The following is a 17,513-nucleotide window of genomic DNA, read 5'->3' on the forward strand; positions in this document are numbered from 1 at the left end:
TAATCGACTAAAATACAATTATAGCATAGCAATATAGAAAATATTTATAAAAAAATATTGTATAATTTGTTTTTATGGTATATGGCTTATTGTAAGTTTTATTTATTTGGTAAATAAATAAATAATTCATTAAATATATTGCAAAAAAAATTAAGAATTAAAATTTTACAAAATTAATAATTATTGAGATATTGTTTATAAATTAAACCAACAATTTTATCAAGGTTTTAAATTTTGATAAAATGCCCATGATTGAGTTTAAAATGCGCAAAATCACGGAAAGATTATGGATATCAATAAAATCCGAAACATAATTCCCCTGGTTATGTGCTGTTAGCCGTCTTGCTAAAAATAATAAAAGATTGTGTAAAATAGTAACACAATATAAGAAATATTAACAACGTGTCTATTTAATTGTTAATTTTTTACTAAACTTGCCGATATATTTCAAATTAAAGAGCAAATATGTTTAAAAAACTTTTCTTTAGTGCTGTAATTTCAGCTATTTTAGCTAGCAGTGCTTTTGGTGTTGATTTGCTAACTAGTGTAACAAATGGCAAAATCAGCGATAATAGCCCTGGTGTAAAGGTGCTTAGCCCAGAAGAAGCAAAGCAGGTTAAGGGTGGGTATAATGTTAGATAACATAAGTTTCATACAAAATAAAATTAGCGATATGCCAAGCAGGGTATCAAATTCAGAAGAAAGCCAAAAACTAAAACAAACAAGTACCGATGTTTCACAAAAGCCTAGCGAACAAACCTTGAGTGAGCCTCCAGCTGGCTTTAGTGCTGGATATAGCTATGGCATGTATGACTACGAAATAAACGGAGCAAAAAATATCTTTTACTACGCAAATATCCGCAATGAGCAAAATGGTTTTGTACCAGGCACAGAAAATGAAAAATCTTTGATAAAAGAGGCTTTTGATTTGCTTTTTCAAGGTGGTATGAGGCTTAGTGATTTGGTGGATAAAGAGCATTTTGGAGAGCTTTTTACAAAAGAATTTTCTAGCGAGGCAGAGGTTTTGTCTTATGCCAAAAAGCTTGGTGATGATAGGGCTACTTGGATAGATAGTATAAAACAGCCTAGCATAGATGATATAATGATAGATGCTAGTGGTGGCGAAGCAAAAAGACTAGAAATACAAGCAAAACAAAACAAAGCCGATGAGATAGAGCGAAATAACCGCATGCTAATGCGACAGTATAACGGCGCAAAAAGCAGGAATTCTAACTCATCAGCAAATAGTGAAATTCTAAAAACATTTTTTGAAGAGTTTTTGAAAAATAATGATCCTTTGAAGTTTTTGGAGTTTATGAAAAAAACGGATATTAGGGCATAAAAATTCATTAAAATGCATGAACTAAACTCAATGAAAGCATATTTCTATCATTTTATATGGAGTATATCTTAAAAGCAAGGGCAAGAGTAAAATAATGCTACCTATCCATCAAGAATTCACTAGCTCGTTACAATATGCCTATGATATGGGCTATATCACAAATATGCTACAAAACAAAGAAAAACAAAGCAATCAAAGCCGAGGACAAAATGACCAAATTCAAGCTTTTGTCGATGCTCAATACAAGCAAATAGGTGCCAGCAAAGAGCATAAAGAAAGCGAAGTAGCTAGGATTTCTAATGTACTTTCAAATAAAGCTAGTGACGCTGCTTCTAGCTTGCAAAAAGCAGGATATGAGCATTTCATTTTTGGTAAAAATAATCTGTATTCAAAAATCATATCCTTAGATGATTCCCAAAAACAAGAACTTTTAGATTTTGCTATAAAATACAATGATGTTATTATGAGTAGTAGCGAACTAAATGAAGTTTTTAGTAGCGAAATTAGCATAGAAGATTTTAAAAACAAAGTGGAGAATTTGGCCAAAAACACTCCAAGCAAACAAATAAACACATTAGATAAACAAAATCAAAATGTAGCAGAACTAGACAAACAAGCGCAAATAGGGCGCAACAATCGTATGCTACTGCGCCAGTATAATGGAGCAAAAAGCAGGAATTCTAACTCATCAGCAAATAGTGAAATTCTAAAAACATTTTTTGAAGAGTTTTTAAAAAATAATAATCCATTAGCTCTTTTAGAAATTATGAAAAAAACGGATATTAGGGCATAAACTATCCAAATGAAAAGCATATTTTTGGCATTTTTATTAACTTGTCATTGCTGTGCAGAAAATTACTATTGATTTTTCACGGATAGATAAACAATTATTCAAATCGTCTTTTTGGTTATGTGCTGTTAGCCGTCTTGCTAAAAATAATAAAAGATTGTGTAAAATAGTAACACAATAAAAAAATATTAACAACTTGTCTATTTAATTGTTAATTTTTTACTAAACTTGCCGATATATTTCAAATTAAAGAGCAAATATGTTTAAAAAACTTTTCTTTAGTGCTGTAATTTCAGCTATTTTAGCTAGCAGTGCTTTTGGTGTTGATTTGCTAGCTAGTGTAACAAATGGCAAAATCAGCGATAATAGCCCTGGTGTAAAGGTGCTTAGCCCAGAAGAAGCAAAGCAGGTTAAGGGTGGGTATATAACAGAGCAATATCAGCTTTCAAATAATGAAATGCTCGCTATATTTATACCTACTGTTCAAAGCGAGATTGAAGCTGGCAATCTGATTGGAACCGCCTTGGTTACAGCTACTGGGCATGTGCCATATAGAAGCATTACCCAACAAGTAATAGGCTATAAAGTAACTAAAAATATTTCAAGTCCAAATGGTAGAAAGTATGCTTATTTTACTTATGATGTGATGAGTTTGGATTTAGTAGATGGTGGTTTGCAGAAGTTGACTACAAGTTCTTTGCTGAATAACAACTATGTAGTTAAAATACTGGTAAATCAATACAAAAATTCTTTTGAAAATAGACTTGGTGGGTATAGTGTTAAATAATATAGCAAACAGCTACACATACAATGTGGCCACCCAAAAAGAAAACCAATATAAAACAGTAAAAACGCAAAGCATAGTGTCTAACGAACTAAACTACAAAGACACCGAGTTGTATAAAAAAGTAGATAAATTCGTAGAAAATGGCTATCAAAGCACTTTAGGGTTACAAATAAGCGATAAATACAGAAATGAATTGAAAAATGATTTATACACTATGCTAAACGATGAGCCACAAGGTGGCGGGTTAAGGGCGTATATGTATGGACTTTTTGACCACGCAGTAAATGGCACCAAAAATATTTTTTACTATATGAACCCACAAAATGTGGGAGAACAAAAAGCAAAAGAGATAACAGATTTTGTGCTAGGTGAAGTTTTTGCTGAAGTTAAAGGCTTTTTGGATATCAAAAAAGATTTGTTTGATAGCAGGGATACTGATATTTTTACCAAAGAAATGAGTCAAAACGAACTGATAGCAAAGGCTAAAAATCTAGGTGCTACAAAAAAAGCAGAACAAGCAAAAGATATCCAAAATAAAGCTGATGAAATTGAGCGAAATAACCGTATGCTAGTGCGCCAGTATAATGGCGCAAAAAGCAGGAATTCTAACTCATCAGCAAATAGTGAAATTCTAAAAACATTTTTTGAAGAGTTTTTGAAAAATAATGACCCTTTGAAGTTTTTGGAGTTTATGAAAAAAACGGATATTAGGGCATAAAAATTGATTAAAATGCATGAACTAAACCCAACAAAAGCCATATTTCTAGCATTTTTATTGGCTTGTTCTTGCTACGCAAATTTTGCTGTAAAATCATATCAAGAAATAAAAAATGCTCGCACCATAAGGCAAAGCTACGAGGCTTCTTGTGGTGCTGCTAGTATGGCTACAATCTTAAATCTCATAGACAAGCAAAACTTCGCTGAAATGGATATGATAAAAGCTTTAAGTAAAAAAGAGTTACACACTGATATGGTAAGCTTTGCTGATCTTGAAGATGCTCTAAAATCACTAAACTACGAAACAAACTCATATAAAATAGATAGAAATATTTTAGAGCATTTAAAGGCACCAATTCTTGTAAAAATAGAAGATGATCCTAGATTTCCACATTTTGTGGTTGTGATAAATCATAATGGCGATTATTTAGTCATACTAGACCCTAGCCACGGCGAGTATATAGCCTCTAAATCTCAGTTTTACAGCCTTTGGGATAGGGAAAAAAAGGGCGGATACGCACTAATAATAAAACCAAAACTAGAATTTCAAAGAGAAAAAATAAACTTCCCAAATAAAATATTTTTTGAGAAATTCTAGAATTCTTTTAAAGCCTTAATTATCAATAAGTCTTAATTGCCAAGCATAATTTTTAATTTATAAAACTTTTTTTCTCTTATTTTAGAACGAATATTGCTTAACAATTCACATAATCTATTATTAAAGCAAAAGGCATAAAATGCTAGTAACTCAAAACCAAAGATCTACAAACTGGAATTCTAGTTTTTCTAGGCAAGAACAAGGGAATTCTAATGAAGTTTTTAATCTAGAATTCCCTAGTAAAATAGAAATATCAAGCGATACAAAAACAGCCAAAAAGCTAGAAATAAACGGAGTAGAATATCTAGAATTCCCTAGCTCAAATGTATCTATAAGCTCAGCCACTGCTGTGAGCCAAGCGATCAAGACTACCGCCTACGGATATAGCGTAGATGATAAAGGCTTTATGGGGGCGGATTTTAACGCAGCTGCTGGCTTGCCAGCTGAGTTTAAAATTCACAAAAGCACGCTAGATGAGTTTGTAGAAATCTCACATAAAAACACTGCTTGGAACGCCACCTTGCACGAAAACTCCTCAAGTTTAAAATTTCCTCCATCAAATTCATAAAAATCTAAGCCAAATTCCTTAGCCACCGCTCTTGCAAAGCTTGTTTTACCAGAGCCAGCTACGCCAAAAAAGAGACTATGGGGAAGTTTTTGCATAGCGATGAATTTTTTAAAGACTTCTACGAGTTAATATTGTCCTAAAATTTCATCTAAATTGTTGGGGCGAAAAGTTAATGCTAGGCTCATTTTTTACCTTAATAATATTTTTGAAATTATAGTATAAATCCCTAAAGTTAGGGATTTATAAAACATTGATAAATGTTTAAAGGGGCATAAGCCCAAAAAAGGCTTATTTAAGAGTATAGAGCTTGTTTGAGCCGTCTTGATAAGATAAGATGTAAATTTTATTATCTTTAAAGAAAAGGCTTCTTGCGTTTTTAATCTCACTTGGATAAGAGATGACTTTCACAACTTCTTCTTTGGCAATATCGATGATGGCAATCACATTGTGATTTTTGCTAAGTGCATAAATTTCCCCATCTTTAAACGCCATAGAAGTTACATATAAATCACCCAAAGTTTTGCCTTCTTTAAGTGCTGCTTTTGGACTAAATTCGCCTGAAAGAACTCTATCTTTTAGAGAAACTTTAGAGATGATGAAGTCTTTTGCGTTTTTGTTATTTGGCACTGTGGCTAGGTAGAGGTAATTTGCATCATTTGTCATACTAGCAACATGGTGAAATTTCGCACGCACTGTATCAAGTCTGCCACGACCTAAATCCTTGCCTTGTCCTTCAAATTTATCTGCTCCTTTGATAAAATCTGCATATTGCAAAACTTCATTGGCGTTTTCATTTTTACCAAATCTTAAGAAAGATTTATTAGAACCCATAAGTAAAAATTTATCTTGCATATAAGGAATAACGCCTATGATAGGATCAATGGTCGCTGAGAAGTAAGGGTCAAGCTCAAAAGCACTTTTGATATTAAAATTTTCGTCCATAAATGCAACATCAAATTTAGAACTTGCCACAAATTCCCCACCTATGAAATCAAGAGTGTTAATAGGTTTATCAAAACTAATATTTTGCTCACTTGTGATTTGTAAATTTTCATCGATTTTTGCAAAAGGAGCGTTTTGGCTGTCATTATCAAAAACAATGCCTAGTTTTTCGCTAGCACTCTCAAAGGCATAATCAGGAGCTTTAACATCGCGCTTTCCTAAGAAAGAAATATTTTGCCATAAACCCTTCCAACCATCTGTACTCCAAATGATGTATTTTGGATTTAAGCTAAATCTTACAGGATCGCCTTGTCCTACATAAGGAGGAATACCTGTGCTTACAAAGGCTTGGAAAACATTTGAAGCTACGATGATAGCACTGATTAAAACTGCTGCAAAGCTAAATTTAGTGTATTTTCTAAATTTTTCCCCATTTAATTCTGCTTCAAAAGCATTAAATTTAGGAGCAAAAGCAAAAATCACACCTAAAAGCAATACAACAGCCCAAAATACTACTTCAGCCCAAAAATAAGTATGGATACCAAAAACTGCTAAACCAAAACCTTGATCTAAATCTCTATGAGCGTGATTGCCATAGTGAGCAAAAGATTGATAAAGTCCTACTGCTGTCATGATTAAAAGAGCAGCAAGGTATTTGCCTTTCATACCATAACGAACAATGAAAAGCGCCATTACACCGATAAAGATCATTGCTTCTCTTTGTCCCCAGCAAAGCGTGCAAGGACTATCGCCCAACATATAACCAAATACAAAATTTGCAATACCTACAGGCAAGAGTATAATCAAAAAGCCTGCTAAACACATTAGCGTGTAGAAATTTTTTGTTTTATTGATTTCGTTCATTTAGCCCTTCCTTACAGATTCATTATTGTTAATAGTGCGCCTGTTTTGTGGCCAACATAGAAAAAAACCATTAAAAGCCAAGCTACCATTACCAAACCAAAAGCCAAATTTTCTTTTTCTGGTTTTTTGATAATCAGTATCAAGGCGATTAAAACTAATAAAAGTTCAAGAAACTCCATAGTATCTCCTTTGAAATAAAAGTCGTTAATTTTATTTGAAAAACATAAATTAAAAATAAATTTTTATAATTTTTTCATAAATTTAACCCTCCATAAGCTTGTAAGGAATTTTGAATTATTTTATAATCGCACAACATTTTTTCAAGGAGTTTTTATGAAAATTATCGCGTTAATTTTATGCTTTATTTGTGCCTTATGGGCAAGTCCAAAAGATACACTTATTATAGCTGTGGAAAATGAAGCGCCCAAAATCAATCCCGCTTATAGCGAGGATCATGATGCTGTAATAGGCTTGATATTTTCGGGTTTAATTCGCTTTGATGAAAATATGAAAGCAAAGCCTTATTTAGCAAAGTCTTGGAGCATTATCAAGGACGGCTTAGTGTATGAGCTTGAGCTTAGAGATGATGTTTTGTGGCATGATGGGGCTAAATTTAGTGCTAAAGATGTCAAATTTAGCCTTGAAGCTTTTAAAGATCCTAAAAATAATGCCGAAATTTATGTGAATTTTAAGGATATTGAAAAGATAGAAATTTTAAGTGATTATAAATAAACCTTAAACCTTAAAAGCACGATAAAAAGAATATTTTATTAAAAGTGTTAGTGCTGGTTCTGGGCACCACTTCGACAAATAAAATCTCCATTTGTTCAGTATTTAAAGCATTAAAAAATTTTTTTGCCAAAAATGCTAAAAATTAGATTTATTCTAGATAGTATCCATAAACACTAAAAACATAAACAAAATTTCATCAAGCAAAAAACGCCTTAAAAAGCAAAATTTTATAAAATTCAAGTAAATAAAATAAAAAAATAAGTAAAATATCGCCCAAAAATTTTGAAAGCAAATAGTGAAAATTTTAATCATAGAAGCTGAGAGCTATCTGGCTGCGAGCTTAGCAAGCAAGCTTGAAAGCGAGCAATTTAGCTGTGATATAAAAAGCCCCGCGCAAGCCTTAAATGATGATGACTACGATGTAATCTTGCTTAGTATGAGCGGGTTTTTTGATTATTTAAAATTAATTAACGCGCATAAAAAAAGCATTATTATTTTACTGGTAAATTATATAAGCAACGATATTTTAGAGGCCCTAAAAGCTGGGGCTGATGATTATATTTTAAAGCCCATAATCATAGAAGAATTAAGGCGCAAAATCACGCTACTTGGCGATTACAAACGCTTGAAAATTTTAAGCGCTAGCTATGAAAATATCATAAAAAACAACACTGATGAAATAATTAAAAATAAAAATTTATTAAAAAATATATCATTGCCGCTATGCCTAATAAGCCAAGAACGCTTTAAAAGCGATTTATTCGTGTGTGCATTAGCCAAGGTTAAGGGCTTAAATTTTGCAAGAATAAAATTACCAAATGATGAAATACCCGGCGAACACATAGATTATTTTTATGATTTTGAAAATTTAAACGCACAAGATAAAAAGAAAATTTTAAATAAAAAAAATGAAAATATCATCATTTACGCCAAGGTAAGCCAAGGCATGCAAAATCAAATAATCTTAGATGAAAAAAGTCTAATAACTGAAATTATGCCGATCCAAGAATATATAAAATTTTGCATCATCTCTTATCAAGATATTTACACAGACATCGAAATAGCAAATATGCTAGGCGTAAGCCGCAAGCTAATATGGGACAAAAGGCGCAAACATGGCATCACAAAACAAAGAAAAATCTAAAAAAACCCCTGCCAACAAAAACGAAGCTAGCAAAGCTTTAAAAAACGCAAAAATCATCAATATAAATGAAGATGAATACGGCACACTTGAACTAATCGCAAGTGGGGCATTAGGCGAGCATAAAAATCTAGCAGATAATGATATAATAAAGCAAATCGCCAAAACAGGCGAATATAAAAAACAACTAATGCCCTATGCTTTTAGCTTCGCCCCATCAGGCAAAGAAAATCAAAAAATGTTAAAAAATTTAAAAGCCAAAACCAACACCGATGCTTTAAAACCAAAAACCATCGCCTTTGATCTTTGTTTAAACGGCAAAATCGCAGGCAAAATCCAAGCAAGCAATATCTACAACCTCAGCCATCAAAATTTAAGTATTTTTAGCGCAAAAAATATAAATTTTACAAAAGAAAAATCCCAAAATAACGCCCTAGCAATAGCTGGCGAACTTAGCATTTTTTCAAGCAAATTAGCCAAAATCAAAACCCAAATCGCAAAAACCATAAAAGAGCGAAATTACCGCAAAATCACAGCCATCATGCTTACAGCCGATCCCTTACACCGCTTGCATGAGCGCTTAATTCGCATGACAATCGACAAAGCAGATTTTTTGATAATCTTTTTAGTGCGAACTTATAACATACAAGGCAGGCTAAGCTTTGATTTAAGGCTTGAATGCTTGCGATATTTTTGTGATAATTATTTGCCATCAGGGCGTGTAGCCATCGTGCCTTTTGAAAATACCACGATTTTTAGCGACCACATAAATCCCGTGCTTGAAGTCATCACAGCTAAGAATTTTGGCGCAAATAAAATAGTAATAGGACAAAACCACGCAGGCATTGGATTATTTTATGATAACAATCAAGCAAACACCCTGCTTGATGAAGTTTGCGAGCGTTTGGGGTTGGAGCTGATTGTGATGCCCCAGATGTTTTATTGTGAAATTTGCCACACGCTCACAAGCACAAAAACCTGCCCACACGGCGATCATCATCACATAAAATACAGCCAAGCCACGCTTAAAGAATTGCTTTTTGCCGGGCTTATGCCGCCAGCGATTTTAATGCGTAAAAAAATCTCAGCCATAATCTTAGACGCACTTTATCCAAATAGATTTAAATCTTTACAGCGCATTTATGATGATTTATTTGCAAATCGTGGGATCTTAGAAAAGCACGACCAGCGCGACTTTTACGAGCAATTAATGCGACTTTATCAAACTAGCTCATTAAATTAAATTATAATTAAGGCAGATTTAAAGATATATTTTAAAATTTTAAAATTTATGCTAGTTTTTTAGCAAAAATTATTTTTAAAATTTAAAATTTATGCTAGTTTTTTAGCAAAAATTATTTTTAAAATTTTAGAAATTTCATAAATCTTAAGTAAATTTAAAGGATAAAAATGAAAAAAATTTTTGTGAGTTTTTTTTATGTGGGATTTTTGCGCCCTGCACCAGGGACTTGGGGAAGCGTAGCGGGCGCGATTATTGCGTATTTTATTTATGAATATTTAGGGCGAGAAACTCTATTTTTAGCGAGCATCGCGCTGTTTTTATTTAGCATTAAAATCATCGATGCTTACGAAGCCCAAACCAAAAGCCACGATGCAAGCCATATCGTAATAGACGAAGTTGCTGGCGTGTGGCTTGCTATTGCTCTTGGCGCTAGTGGCGTGCTTGGCGCGATTTTGGGACTTGTGTTTTTTCGCATTTTTGATATCAGCAAGCCCAGCATAATTGGCAAAATTGATAAAAATGTAAAAGGCGGGCTTGGCGTGATGGGCGATGATATGCTAGCTGGCGTATTTGCTGGGATTTGCAGCGCCCTTTGTAGCGCGCTTTTCGAGCATTTTGGACTTAATGAACTTCTAGCTAGCCCATGGGTGTAAGGCTTTAAAATTTCACAAAACATAATGCCAATTTTATGAAATTTTAATGCTAATTTTTATTTTTTTAATACTGATTTTTTTAAAATTTAGTGCTAATTTTTACTTTTTTAATGCATATTTTGTAAAATCTATGCCTATTTATAAAAATAAATTATGCAACTTTTACCCAAAATAAATTAACGGGTTTTTAATTTAATTATAAAAAACACTAAAATTTTATGCAACTTTTATTCAAAGTAAATTAGTAAGTTTTTAGTTGAATTATAAAAGCAAATTTAAAATTTAAACTTAGTTCAACATACCACAAACCAAACACGCCAAATTCCTAGCCAAAATAAAATTTTAAAATTTCATTCAAAAAATCCGCCAAATTTTAACCCACGCCACACACATTTTTATCCACAAAACCGCCCAAATTTTAAAATTTTATTTTTAATCCACACGCAAAAAACCCAAAACCAAACCCGTACACCCGCAAATTCCTAGCCAAAATAAAATTTTAAAATTTCATTCATAAATCCACCAAATTTTAAACCCGCGCCCCGCTTTGATAAAACCCGTCAAATTTTAACCCACGCCAAATTCTCAGCCACGCCCGCTGCATTCTTAAACAAAATGAAATTTTAAAATTTTAATTTTATTAAACCCCCGCGAACCAACTATTATTTAAAAACAAACCGCGCCCACCACACTCTTGCGCGCGCTCGAACCGCCACACCTTTAATCACCTTGCACCCACAAATTCCTAGCCACAATCCAAAAAACAAATTTTAAAATTTCAATTTAATTCAACACGCAAAAATCCCGCCCTCTAAACTCTTAGCCAAAATAAAATTTTAAAATTTTTATTTAATTCAACTCACCAAAACCCGCGCCACGCAAATTTTTATCCGCCAAACCGCTAAAAATTTTAAAATTTAATTTTTAACCCACGCCAAATTCTCAGCCACACGCCTACAATACCCAAGTCGCCCGCAACGCCCGCCCTACTCCGCTAGCCATTCGTGCCACGCCATTATCTAAAAAGAAAACACGCCCGCAAACTCTTAGCCACGCGCCAAATCGCCTTGCTCTTTATTCTCACCACCCGCCCAAAACCAACCCAATCTGCGCCAAATTTTAAAGAATTTATAAAATTCCAAAAATGCAAAATCACAAAATTTTTAAAGACTTTATAAAATTTAAAGAATTTAAACCCCAAACCCACCAAAATTATAAAACATTTACCAAATTTTAAAGAAATTTATTAAAATTTTTAAAGAAATTTGAAAATTTTTTTTTAAAAAAACTTTATGTAATTTAAGCTTAGTTTAACCCCCCCTATAATTCTTGCGCTTGCTTGAAGCAGGCACTAAGCAGACGGTGGCTTACTCCAAAAATCTCAATCATAGGGCCAGCGTTTGCTTAGGATTTCAACACAAGGAGTTTTCGATGAGAAAAGGTTTTACGATGATTGAGTTAATATTTGTTATCGTAATTTTAGGTGTTTTGGCGTCAGTGGCGATACCAAGACTAGCAGCTACAAGAGATGATGCAGAAATTGCCAAAGCGGCTACGAATGTAGTAACAGCAATTAGTGATATAACCGCTTATTATACAGCAAAAGGTTCGTTCTCAACCAATTATACCGATATGACGAATGCGCTTGATAGTGCTGGTAAATTTCAAATTAAAAGCAAAGATTGCGTAGCCATAACAGCCACAGAAGGAACAGATGCGAATAATCCAGCTAAGATAAAGTTAGTGATTACACCAACTAATAGTGAACCAGTATGCACCGCATTACAAACTTTACCGTCAATAAAGACTATGTGTAAAAATAATGTTAGTAATTGTGAAATAATCATTGGTGGTTCGCAGGTAACTTGGTAATTTATTTATAGTTAATTTTGCATAATTTAAACTCTGTCCCCTTGGAATTTTAAAATTCCAAGGGGTTTTTTATTTTTATTCTTTAAAATTTAAATATGTTTAAATTTTAATCTCCAAAAAACTTTAAATTTTAAAATTTCAAATTTTTTTTAAATTCGTGTGGAATTTAAAATAAAAAAAAGCAAAACTAAAAACGCATGGCAGGCGTGGCGCAAAAAAGCACGGCTAAGAGTGTGTCAGGGATTTGGCGCGTGGCGTTTGGGTGGCTTGTTTTGTGGGTGTGGCGGTGGGCGCAAAAAAACAAAACAAAAAACCGCGTAGCAGACGGGCGGATTTAACACGGGGCGTGCGTGATTGTGTTTGTAGCATTTTTGTGGCTTGCGTGGTAAAAAAACGCGAACAAAAAACAAAAACAACACGCGAATGAACAAAAAAATGCGCGATAAAGCATTAAATCAAAAACACAAAATCATAAATTTAAAATTTCAATGGATTGTTTATTTTTATTCTTTAAATTCTAATTTTCAAAAATCTTTTAATTTTAAAATTTCAAAAATATTTTTCAAAACCCGTGCGGAATTTAAACTACAAAAAAATAAAAAATATCAAATAAAAAATATCAAATCACAAAATATTTTCTAGCCTCTTGTTTGCTTAAAAACGCTTTTTGGCTAAATTCTTTATCGCCGATTTTTGCCTTGTATTCCTTGCCCGGCTCGCTTTTAGCATAAGTTAGCGCAAGGCGCACGGCTTCGCGCATATCATCATCGCTGGCATTTTTGCTAATTAGCACGAGCGCGCCTTTTAAGTTTTGAATACAAACCTTTTCAAAGCGCGGATTGTTGATGGCACTAAGTTTGGCGTTTTCGCTCTCATCGCGCCCGATTATCACCTTTGCGCCGCCATTTAAGCGCAAATGCCTGCCATAGCGCAAACATTGTAAATCCAGCGCATTTATTTTGCTATCATCAGCACTTAAAACGCCACGCTTTTTGATATTTGTTAAAATGCCTTGATTGCTTGGAATTTTAAAATTTGGCTTAAAATTTTCATCACTTTTCATTTCGTGGGCGGTAAAATCTTTAAGTTTTAGGGCAAAATTCGCATCCGTAAAAGCGCAACCCCCGCCAGGACTTGCCCACTCGCTAAATCCATAGCTTTTTGCTAGGCTAAGCTGAATGCTTCGGCTGCGTCCATTGATGCTAAGTAATTTTTCTCTATCGACTAGGCCATCGCGCTCTGGTTTTGTAGGCGCTAAAAGCTTAGCACACAATGGGCGTAAAACTACATCGTATTCGTCATTTGCTAGCTTTTTTACATTTACCATCGCATCGCTTCTTTGGCTCATTGGACGCTGGCCTACCACCTCGCCCGAAATCACAAAACTAGCGCCGTATTTTTCAAGCAAAGAAATTGCCATCCTAAACATAAAAGCGTGGCAATCAATACACGCATTAAAGGCCTTGCCATAGCCAAATTGTGGGCTAAAAAGCACCTCGTGTAAATACCGCTCACGCCCGTCAATACGCTCAAAGCTAGCACCTGCCATCTTTGCGCGCTCTTTCATTATATTAAGCACATTTTCATCATCGCTAAAACCAATATCAATATGCACAGCATGGACGGCGATATTTTGCGCGCTAATTAGCTTTATGGCTAGCATACTATCAAGCCCGCCACTAAATAACGCCAAGCATTTTGGGGTTTTATTTAAAGTTTGCATGGTTTTTCTTTCTTTAAAATTTCTTTCTTTAAAATTTGCTGTGATTTTTAGGGTTAGATTTAAAATTTTAATTGCGCTTTTGGCAATTTTTAACGCTTTTAGCGTGAAATTTTAATAAAATCTAACGCCAAGCCTTTTTAAGCTGAGCTAGGCTTTTGCTTGCGCCAAGTAAAAGCATATCAGCAAGCACTAAGCGCGCCATCGCACAAGCCACAACTGCTCCGCGCACGCCAATACAAGGATCGTGCCTGCCACGAAGCGCGCATATATCATCATCGCCGGCTGTATTTATACAAGGTTCATCTTCAAAAATACTAGGCGTTGGCTTAAAATGAATTAGCATAAAAATATCTGCGCCGTTGCTAATCCCGCCAAGCACGCCGCCTGCGTTATTTGATAGCAATCTAGCACTTGGAGCGTAATCCAAGCCATAGCCTAAGGCATTTTTGCCGATATTTAGGGCATTTGCTTGATTAAAATTTGCCGTGTTTTGTTTGCTTGATTTTAGGCTTTGGATAAAATCGTTATTTTCAAAGCCGTTAAGCTTGGCTGAATGCGCGCCTATGCCAAGTTCTACGGCTTTTACTCCATTTATGCCCATCATCGCAGCGCTAAGCTGGCTATCTAGTTTATAATAAAGCGGCTCGCCAAGCCCAGCAAATAGCCCACTAATGCGCACAATCACGCTTGCGCCTACGCTTTTGCCTTCATTTTTGAGTTTTTGGATAAGCTCTTTTTGCTCGTTTTCAAGGCTAGGATTTAGGGCGAAAATTTCGCTATTTTCGGCGTGGCTAAAATCGCAATCTTGGCTATTTTTACCGCTTGCAAGCGCGCTTAGGGCGTGCTTTGCTTGGCCGATTTTGCCAATTGATATCACGCCAGCTTGAACCTTTATGCCAAACTCATCTAAAAGCAACCCAGCAAACGCGCCTCCGCCAACTCTTATAGCCGTTTCTCTTGCGCTTGCTCTGCCGCCACCTTTATAATCGCGCACGCCGTATTTTGCCAAATATGTATAATCAGCATGACCTGGGCGAAAAATATCTTTGATATTATCATAATCCCCGCTGTGCTGGGCTGTGTTTTTGATGATAAAGCCTATTGGAGTGCCTGTGCTAATTAATGCGCCATCATCTTCAAAAACCCCGCTAAGTATGGATAAATCGTCATCTTCTTTGCGGTTGGTTGCGTATTTGCCGCCTGGTTTTCGCATCGCCATTTGCGCTTTAATATAAGCTAAATCTATTTTCAAACCAGCTGGCAAGCCATCAAGCACGCCTCCAATCGCCCTGCCATGGCTCTCGCCAAAAGTGCTTAATCTTAAAATTTTGCCAAAGGTATTCATTTTGTGCCTTTATTTTTTGTTGATTTTGGCTCTTTTTTGTTTGAAATTTTACTTGGTTTAGTAGAGCTTTTAGCAAAAAGCAATTCTAATGCGATTTTGGCGCTAGCTTGCTCGGCTTGCTTTTTGCTATCGCCTTGTGCGGTTGAGATTTGTTTGCCATTTAAAAATAATGCCATTTCAAAGATTTTTTTATGATCTGGGCCTTTTGTGCTTATTAGCTCGTAGCTAGGCAGTGAGCCAAAATGCGCTTGTGTTAGCTCTTGGAGCTGGGTTTTGTAATCTTTATAAAGCGTGCTTGTGTCGATATTTTTATATTCTTTTTCAAGCAGTTTTATAAAAATTTTACGCACTGCTTCAAGCCCGCTTTCAAGGTAAATCGCGCCCATTGTGGCTTCAAGCGCATCACTTAAAAGGCTTGGTTTATTTCTGCCTCCATTGCGCTCTTCTGCTGGCGAAATATGCAAAAACTCGCCTATTTCAAGCATTTTAGCGATTTTTGCAAAGCTAGCTTCATTAACCAAAGCAGCTCGCAATTTGCTCAAATCGCCCTCGTTGTGCTGATTTTTAAATTTTTTAAAAAGATACTCACCCACAATCAAATCCAGCACCGCATCACCCAAAAACTCCAAACGCTCGTTATTTAGCCCACTATGCGTGCTTTTATGCTCCAAAGCGTGTGCTAAAAGTTTAGTATCTTTAAACTCATAGCCTAAATTTTTTTGTAATTTTTCAAGCCCACTCATACACAATCCTAAAAAATTTTAAGCAAGAATGTAGCTAAAAATGCCTTTATAAAGTCTAAATTTTAGTATTTTAAGCGCATATTTAGCGCATTATTTGCCTTGGAGATATCTGCTGTGGTGTTTAGATTTATAAACTGCTCGCTCTCATCAAAGCTTATTATTTTGGTATCGCAAGCCTTTAAAAGCTCTTTTATGGCGTAATTTTGATTTTTTATTTGCTCTTTTGCTATTTTTGCAATGCTTGGATTAAAAAATCCACAAAGCGGGTGAGTTTGGTCTTTATTTGATCCTATACAAATTTGCGCGCTTTTTGAGCCTTCAAATAACGCTAAAATCGTGCTTTCGTTGATAAAGGGCTGGTCTGCTGGGATTATAAAAATGCTAGAAGTAAAAAACTTATCTAAATTAGCCAGCACAAAAATAGGCGCAAAATCCTTAAAATCATCTTTTAACAAAGGTAGTGGCGGGGTAAATTTTTGCTCTTTTGCGCTAACTTGCACGCAAGCAAAAAGCTTGCTTAATTTATAATATAAAAAATGCGTTATCGTAGCGAAATTATCGTATTTTAACAAGCTTTTATCAAAGCCCATACGGCTTGATTTACCCCCAGCTAAAATTAAGGCATTTTGCATTTTTGCTCTTTTAACAAATTTTATAATATTAAAATTTTAAAGCCAAAAATTTAAAATTTTAAAGCCGAAATTTTAAAATTTCAAAACTCAAATTTTAAAATTTGCGCCAAATGCGCTAAGCGTAAATTAAAATTTTAATCTCTCAAAGCAATTTTTTGCTTTTTGGTGAGAAAAAATTCCTATCAATCCTTTTAATTTTTCATCCACACTAAAAGTAGTTTCAAACTCGCCAAAGCTTGTTTTTAGCGTGATTTTATCGCCATTTTTTAGTTTTGCAACCTTTGCAAAAAGCTCTGAGCCTAAAAGCTTGCTTTGCGGGTTTGTGTAATAAAACACGCAAGCTCCGTTAAAATCGCGCCCATCTTCAAGCTCGCCAAGCTCTCCATCAAAACTAACGCCCTGCCCTGCTAAATCCACGCTTTCAAGCTCAAAATGCTTACAAATAAGCCCTAGCATAAACTCCAAACTTTTTGCATTAGTTTCGTTAAAAATTTCAGGCGCAATTATTAGGCGTTTTGCCTTTGCTAAAAACTCTAAAATCTGCTCTATTTCTTCTTCGCCTACATTGCTTTCACCGCTTAAATAGCCAATATCTGCATCACTAAAAAACTCATTTTCTAAAAAAGTTTTCGCACAAATCATCATCAAAACAAAAGCAAGCGTGTCTATTTCGTATTTTATAATTTTGCTTTGGCATTTGCTTTTTAGCTCTTCATCATCAAGTGGTGAAAGCACTAAATATTCATCATTTGCGTTTATTAGATTACTTGCTCGTTTGCTTAGCATAGTAGCTAAAAAGAAGATTTTCATTTTAATCCTTA

The 17,513-nt window shown here is 34.6% G+C and carries 19 protein-coding genes and 2 pseudogenes; 13 read left to right on the plus strand and 8 right to left on the minus strand.

The features are described 5' to 3' along the window. Nucleotides 1-465 precede the first annotated feature (465 nt). The 7 genes from CINF_RS05395 to CINF_RS08975 all read left to right on the plus strand — a co-directional run bounded on the left by CINF_RS05395 (nucleotide 466) and on the right by CINF_RS08975 (nucleotide 4,802). Complete coding sequence (locus tag CINF_RS05395; protein WP_179974777.1) at nucleotides 466-642, plus strand: hypothetical protein; 177 nt, start codon at nucleotides 466-468, stop codon at nucleotides 640-642. Continuing rightward, nucleotides 632-1,342, plus strand: a complete 711-nt coding sequence (locus tag CINF_RS05400; protein WP_179974778.1) for a hypothetical protein — start codon at nucleotides 632-634, stop codon at nucleotides 1,340-1,342. The genes CINF_RS05395 and CINF_RS05400 overlap by 11 nt, the downstream gene beginning before the upstream one ends. A gap of 94 nt (nucleotides 1,343-1,436) precedes the next feature. After that, nucleotides 1,437-2,135: a hypothetical protein gene (locus CINF_RS05405; protein WP_179974779.1), complete on the plus strand. Its 699-nt coding sequence runs from the start codon at nucleotides 1,437-1,439 to the stop codon at nucleotides 2,133-2,135. 325 nt (nucleotides 2,136-2,460) lie between these two features. After that, nucleotides 2,461-2,919 carry a hypothetical protein gene (locus tag CINF_RS05410; RefSeq protein WP_179974780.1) on the plus strand — a complete coding sequence of 153 codons (459 nt, stop codon included), beginning with the start codon at nucleotides 2,461-2,463 and terminating at the stop codon, nucleotides 2,917-2,919. After that, nucleotides 2,900-3,637, plus strand: coding sequence for a hypothetical protein (locus CINF_RS05415; protein ID WP_179974781.1), 738 nt, complete (start codon nucleotides 2,900-2,902; stop codon nucleotides 3,635-3,637). Before CINF_RS05410 ends, CINF_RS05415 begins: the two co-directional genes overlap by 20 nt. 12 nt (nucleotides 3,638-3,649) lie before the next feature. After that, nucleotides 3,650-4,234, plus strand: a complete 585-nt coding sequence (locus CINF_RS05420) for a C39 family peptidase (RefSeq protein ID WP_179975944.1) — start codon at nucleotides 3,650-3,652, stop codon at nucleotides 4,232-4,234. A gap of 139 nt (nucleotides 4,235-4,373) precedes the next feature. Next, complete coding sequence (locus CINF_RS08975) at nucleotides 4,374-4,802, plus strand: hypothetical protein (protein WP_240156095.1); 429 nt, start codon at nucleotides 4,374-4,376, stop codon at nucleotides 4,800-4,802. Here the strand turns inward: CINF_RS08975 and CINF_RS05430 are convergent. The 3 genes and pseudogenes from CINF_RS05430 to dba all read right to left on the minus strand — a co-directional run. Beyond that, nucleotides 4,766-4,987, minus strand: a pseudogene (locus CINF_RS05430) (AAA family ATPase); the annotation flags it as partial. The gene CINF_RS08975 and the pseudogene CINF_RS05430 overlap by 37 nt on opposite strands. A 103-nt stretch (nucleotides 4,988-5,090) precedes the next feature. After that, complete coding sequence (gene dsbI, locus CINF_RS05435; RefSeq protein ID WP_179974782.1) at nucleotides 5,091-6,608, minus strand: disulfide bond formation protein DsbI; 1,518 nt, start codon at nucleotides 6,606-6,608, stop codon at nucleotides 5,091-5,093. Between the two features lie 11 nt (nucleotides 6,609-6,619). Next, nucleotides 6,620-6,787 (minus strand): disulfide bond formation protein Dba, encoded by a 168-nt coding sequence (dba, locus tag CINF_RS05440; RefSeq protein ID WP_002779270.1) that lies wholly within the window; start codon nucleotides 6,785-6,787, stop codon nucleotides 6,620-6,622. A 154-nt stretch (nucleotides 6,788-6,941) separates the two neighbouring features. Between dba and CINF_RS05445 the strand changes: the two are divergent. The 6 genes and pseudogenes from CINF_RS05445 to CINF_RS05470 form a co-directional block, all read left to right on the plus strand. Beyond that, nucleotides 6,942-7,328: pseudogene (locus CINF_RS05445) on the plus strand (ABC transporter substrate-binding protein); the annotation flags it as partial. 307 nt (nucleotides 7,329-7,635) lie between these two features. Continuing rightward, entirely contained in the window at nucleotides 7,636-8,484 is an 849-nt protein-coding gene (locus tag CINF_RS05450) for a response regulator (protein ID WP_178697311.1), read from the plus strand. After that, nucleotides 8,456-9,724: a sulfate adenylyltransferase gene (locus CINF_RS05455; RefSeq protein WP_240156096.1), complete on the plus strand. Its 1,269-nt coding sequence runs from the start codon at nucleotides 8,456-8,458 to the stop codon at nucleotides 9,722-9,724. The genes CINF_RS05450 and CINF_RS05455 overlap by 29 nt, the downstream gene beginning before the upstream one ends. A 167-nt stretch (nucleotides 9,725-9,891) precedes the next feature. Then, entirely contained in the window at nucleotides 9,892-10,377 is a 486-nt protein-coding gene (locus tag CINF_RS05460) for a phosphatidylglycerophosphatase A family protein (RefSeq protein WP_179974783.1), read from the plus strand. A gap of 1,449 nt (nucleotides 10,378-11,826) precedes the next feature. After that, nucleotides 11,827-12,249: a type II secretion system protein gene (locus tag CINF_RS05465; RefSeq protein WP_420808746.1), complete on the plus strand. Its 423-nt coding sequence runs from the start codon at nucleotides 11,827-11,829 to the stop codon at nucleotides 12,247-12,249. A 244-nt stretch (nucleotides 12,250-12,493) separates the two neighbouring features. Beyond that, entirely contained in the window at nucleotides 12,494-12,676 is a 183-nt protein-coding gene (locus CINF_RS05470; protein WP_205195793.1) for a hypothetical protein, read from the plus strand. A 192-nt stretch (nucleotides 12,677-12,868) separates the two neighbouring features. Here CINF_RS05470 and CINF_RS05475 read toward each other — a convergent pair whose 3' ends face one another. The 5 genes from CINF_RS05475 to CINF_RS05495 all read right to left on the minus strand — a co-directional run bounded on the left by CINF_RS05475 (nucleotide 12,869) and on the right by CINF_RS05495 (nucleotide 17,502). Further along, nucleotides 12,869-13,972 carry an argininosuccinate synthase gene (locus CINF_RS05475; protein ID WP_179974786.1) on the minus strand — a complete coding sequence of 368 codons (1,104 nt, stop codon included), beginning with the start codon at nucleotides 13,970-13,972 and terminating at the stop codon, nucleotides 12,869-12,871. A gap of 121 nt (nucleotides 13,973-14,093) precedes the next feature. Then, nucleotides 14,094-15,317, minus strand: a complete 1,224-nt coding sequence (aroC, locus tag CINF_RS05480) for a chorismate synthase (protein ID WP_179974787.1) — start codon at nucleotides 15,315-15,317, stop codon at nucleotides 14,094-14,096. Beyond that, entirely contained in the window at nucleotides 15,314-16,060 is a 747-nt protein-coding gene (gene rnc / locus CINF_RS05485) for a ribonuclease III (protein ID WP_179974788.1), read from the minus strand. Before rnc ends, aroC begins: the two co-directional genes overlap by 4 nt. Before the next feature lie 62 nt (nucleotides 16,061-16,122). Beyond that, a complete protein-coding gene (locus tag CINF_RS05490) occupies nucleotides 16,123-16,692 on the minus strand; it encodes an NTP transferase domain-containing protein (RefSeq protein WP_179974789.1) in 570 nt (189 codons plus the stop codon). Between the two features lie 126 nt (nucleotides 16,693-16,818). Next, nucleotides 16,819-17,502 (minus strand): hypothetical protein, encoded by a 684-nt coding sequence (locus CINF_RS05495; protein WP_179974790.1) that lies wholly within the window; start codon nucleotides 17,500-17,502, stop codon nucleotides 16,819-16,821. Between the last annotated feature and the right edge of the window lie 11 nt (nucleotides 17,503-17,513).

This window comes from Candidatus Campylobacter infans (assembly GCF_013416015.1).
Classification (GTDB): Bacteria; Campylobacterota; Campylobacteria; order Campylobacterales; family Campylobacteraceae; genus Campylobacter; species Campylobacter infans.

Excerpts from the sequence above, each read along its gene's own strand:
- CINF_RS05460 (WP_179974783.1), top strand. The coding sequence starts at position 9,892 with ATGAAAAAAATTTTTGTGAGTTTTTTTTATGTGGGATTTTTGCGCCCT.
- aroC (WP_179974787.1), bottom strand. The coding sequence starts at position 15,317 with ATGAATACCTTTGGCAAAATTTTAAGATTAAGCACTTTTGGCGAGAGC.
- rnc (WP_179974788.1), bottom strand. The coding sequence starts at position 16,060 with ATGAGTGGGCTTGAAAAATTACAAAAAAATTTAGGCTATGAGTTTAAA.
- CINF_RS05465 (WP_420808746.1), top strand. The coding sequence starts at position 11,827 with ATGATTGAGTTAATATTTGTTATCGTAATTTTAGGTGTTTTGGCGTCA.
- CINF_RS08975 (WP_240156095.1), top strand. The coding sequence starts at position 4,374 with ATGCTAGTAACTCAAAACCAAAGATCTACAAACTGGAATTCTAGTTTT.
- CINF_RS05420 (WP_179975944.1), top strand. The coding sequence starts at position 3,650 with ATGCATGAACTAAACCCAACAAAAGCCATATTTCTAGCATTTTTATTG.
- CINF_RS05400 (WP_179974778.1), top strand. The coding sequence starts at position 632 with ATGTTAGATAACATAAGTTTCATACAAAATAAAATTAGCGATATGCCA.
- dba (WP_002779270.1), bottom strand. The coding sequence starts at position 6,787 with ATGGAGTTTCTTGAACTTTTATTAGTTTTAATCGCCTTGATACTGATT.
- CINF_RS05395 (WP_179974777.1), top strand. The coding sequence starts at position 466 with ATGTTTAAAAAACTTTTCTTTAGTGCTGTAATTTCAGCTATTTTAGCT.
- CINF_RS05455 (WP_240156096.1), top strand. The coding sequence starts at position 8,456 with ATGGCATCACAAAACAAAGAAAAATCTAAAAAAACCCCTGCCAACAAA.
- dsbI (WP_179974782.1), bottom strand. The coding sequence starts at position 6,608 with ATGAACGAAATCAATAAAACAAAAAATTTCTACACGCTAATGTGTTTA.
- CINF_RS05495 (WP_179974790.1), bottom strand. The coding sequence starts at position 17,502 with ATGAAAATCTTCTTTTTAGCTACTATGCTAAGCAAACGAGCAAGTAAT.
- CINF_RS05475 (WP_179974786.1), bottom strand. The coding sequence starts at position 13,972 with ATGCAAACTTTAAATAAAACCCCAAAATGCTTGGCGTTATTTAGTGGC.
- CINF_RS05490 (WP_179974789.1), bottom strand. The coding sequence starts at position 16,692 with ATGCAAAATGCCTTAATTTTAGCTGGGGGTAAATCAAGCCGTATGGGC.
- CINF_RS05405 (WP_179974779.1), top strand. The coding sequence starts at position 1,437 with ATGCTACCTATCCATCAAGAATTCACTAGCTCGTTACAATATGCCTAT.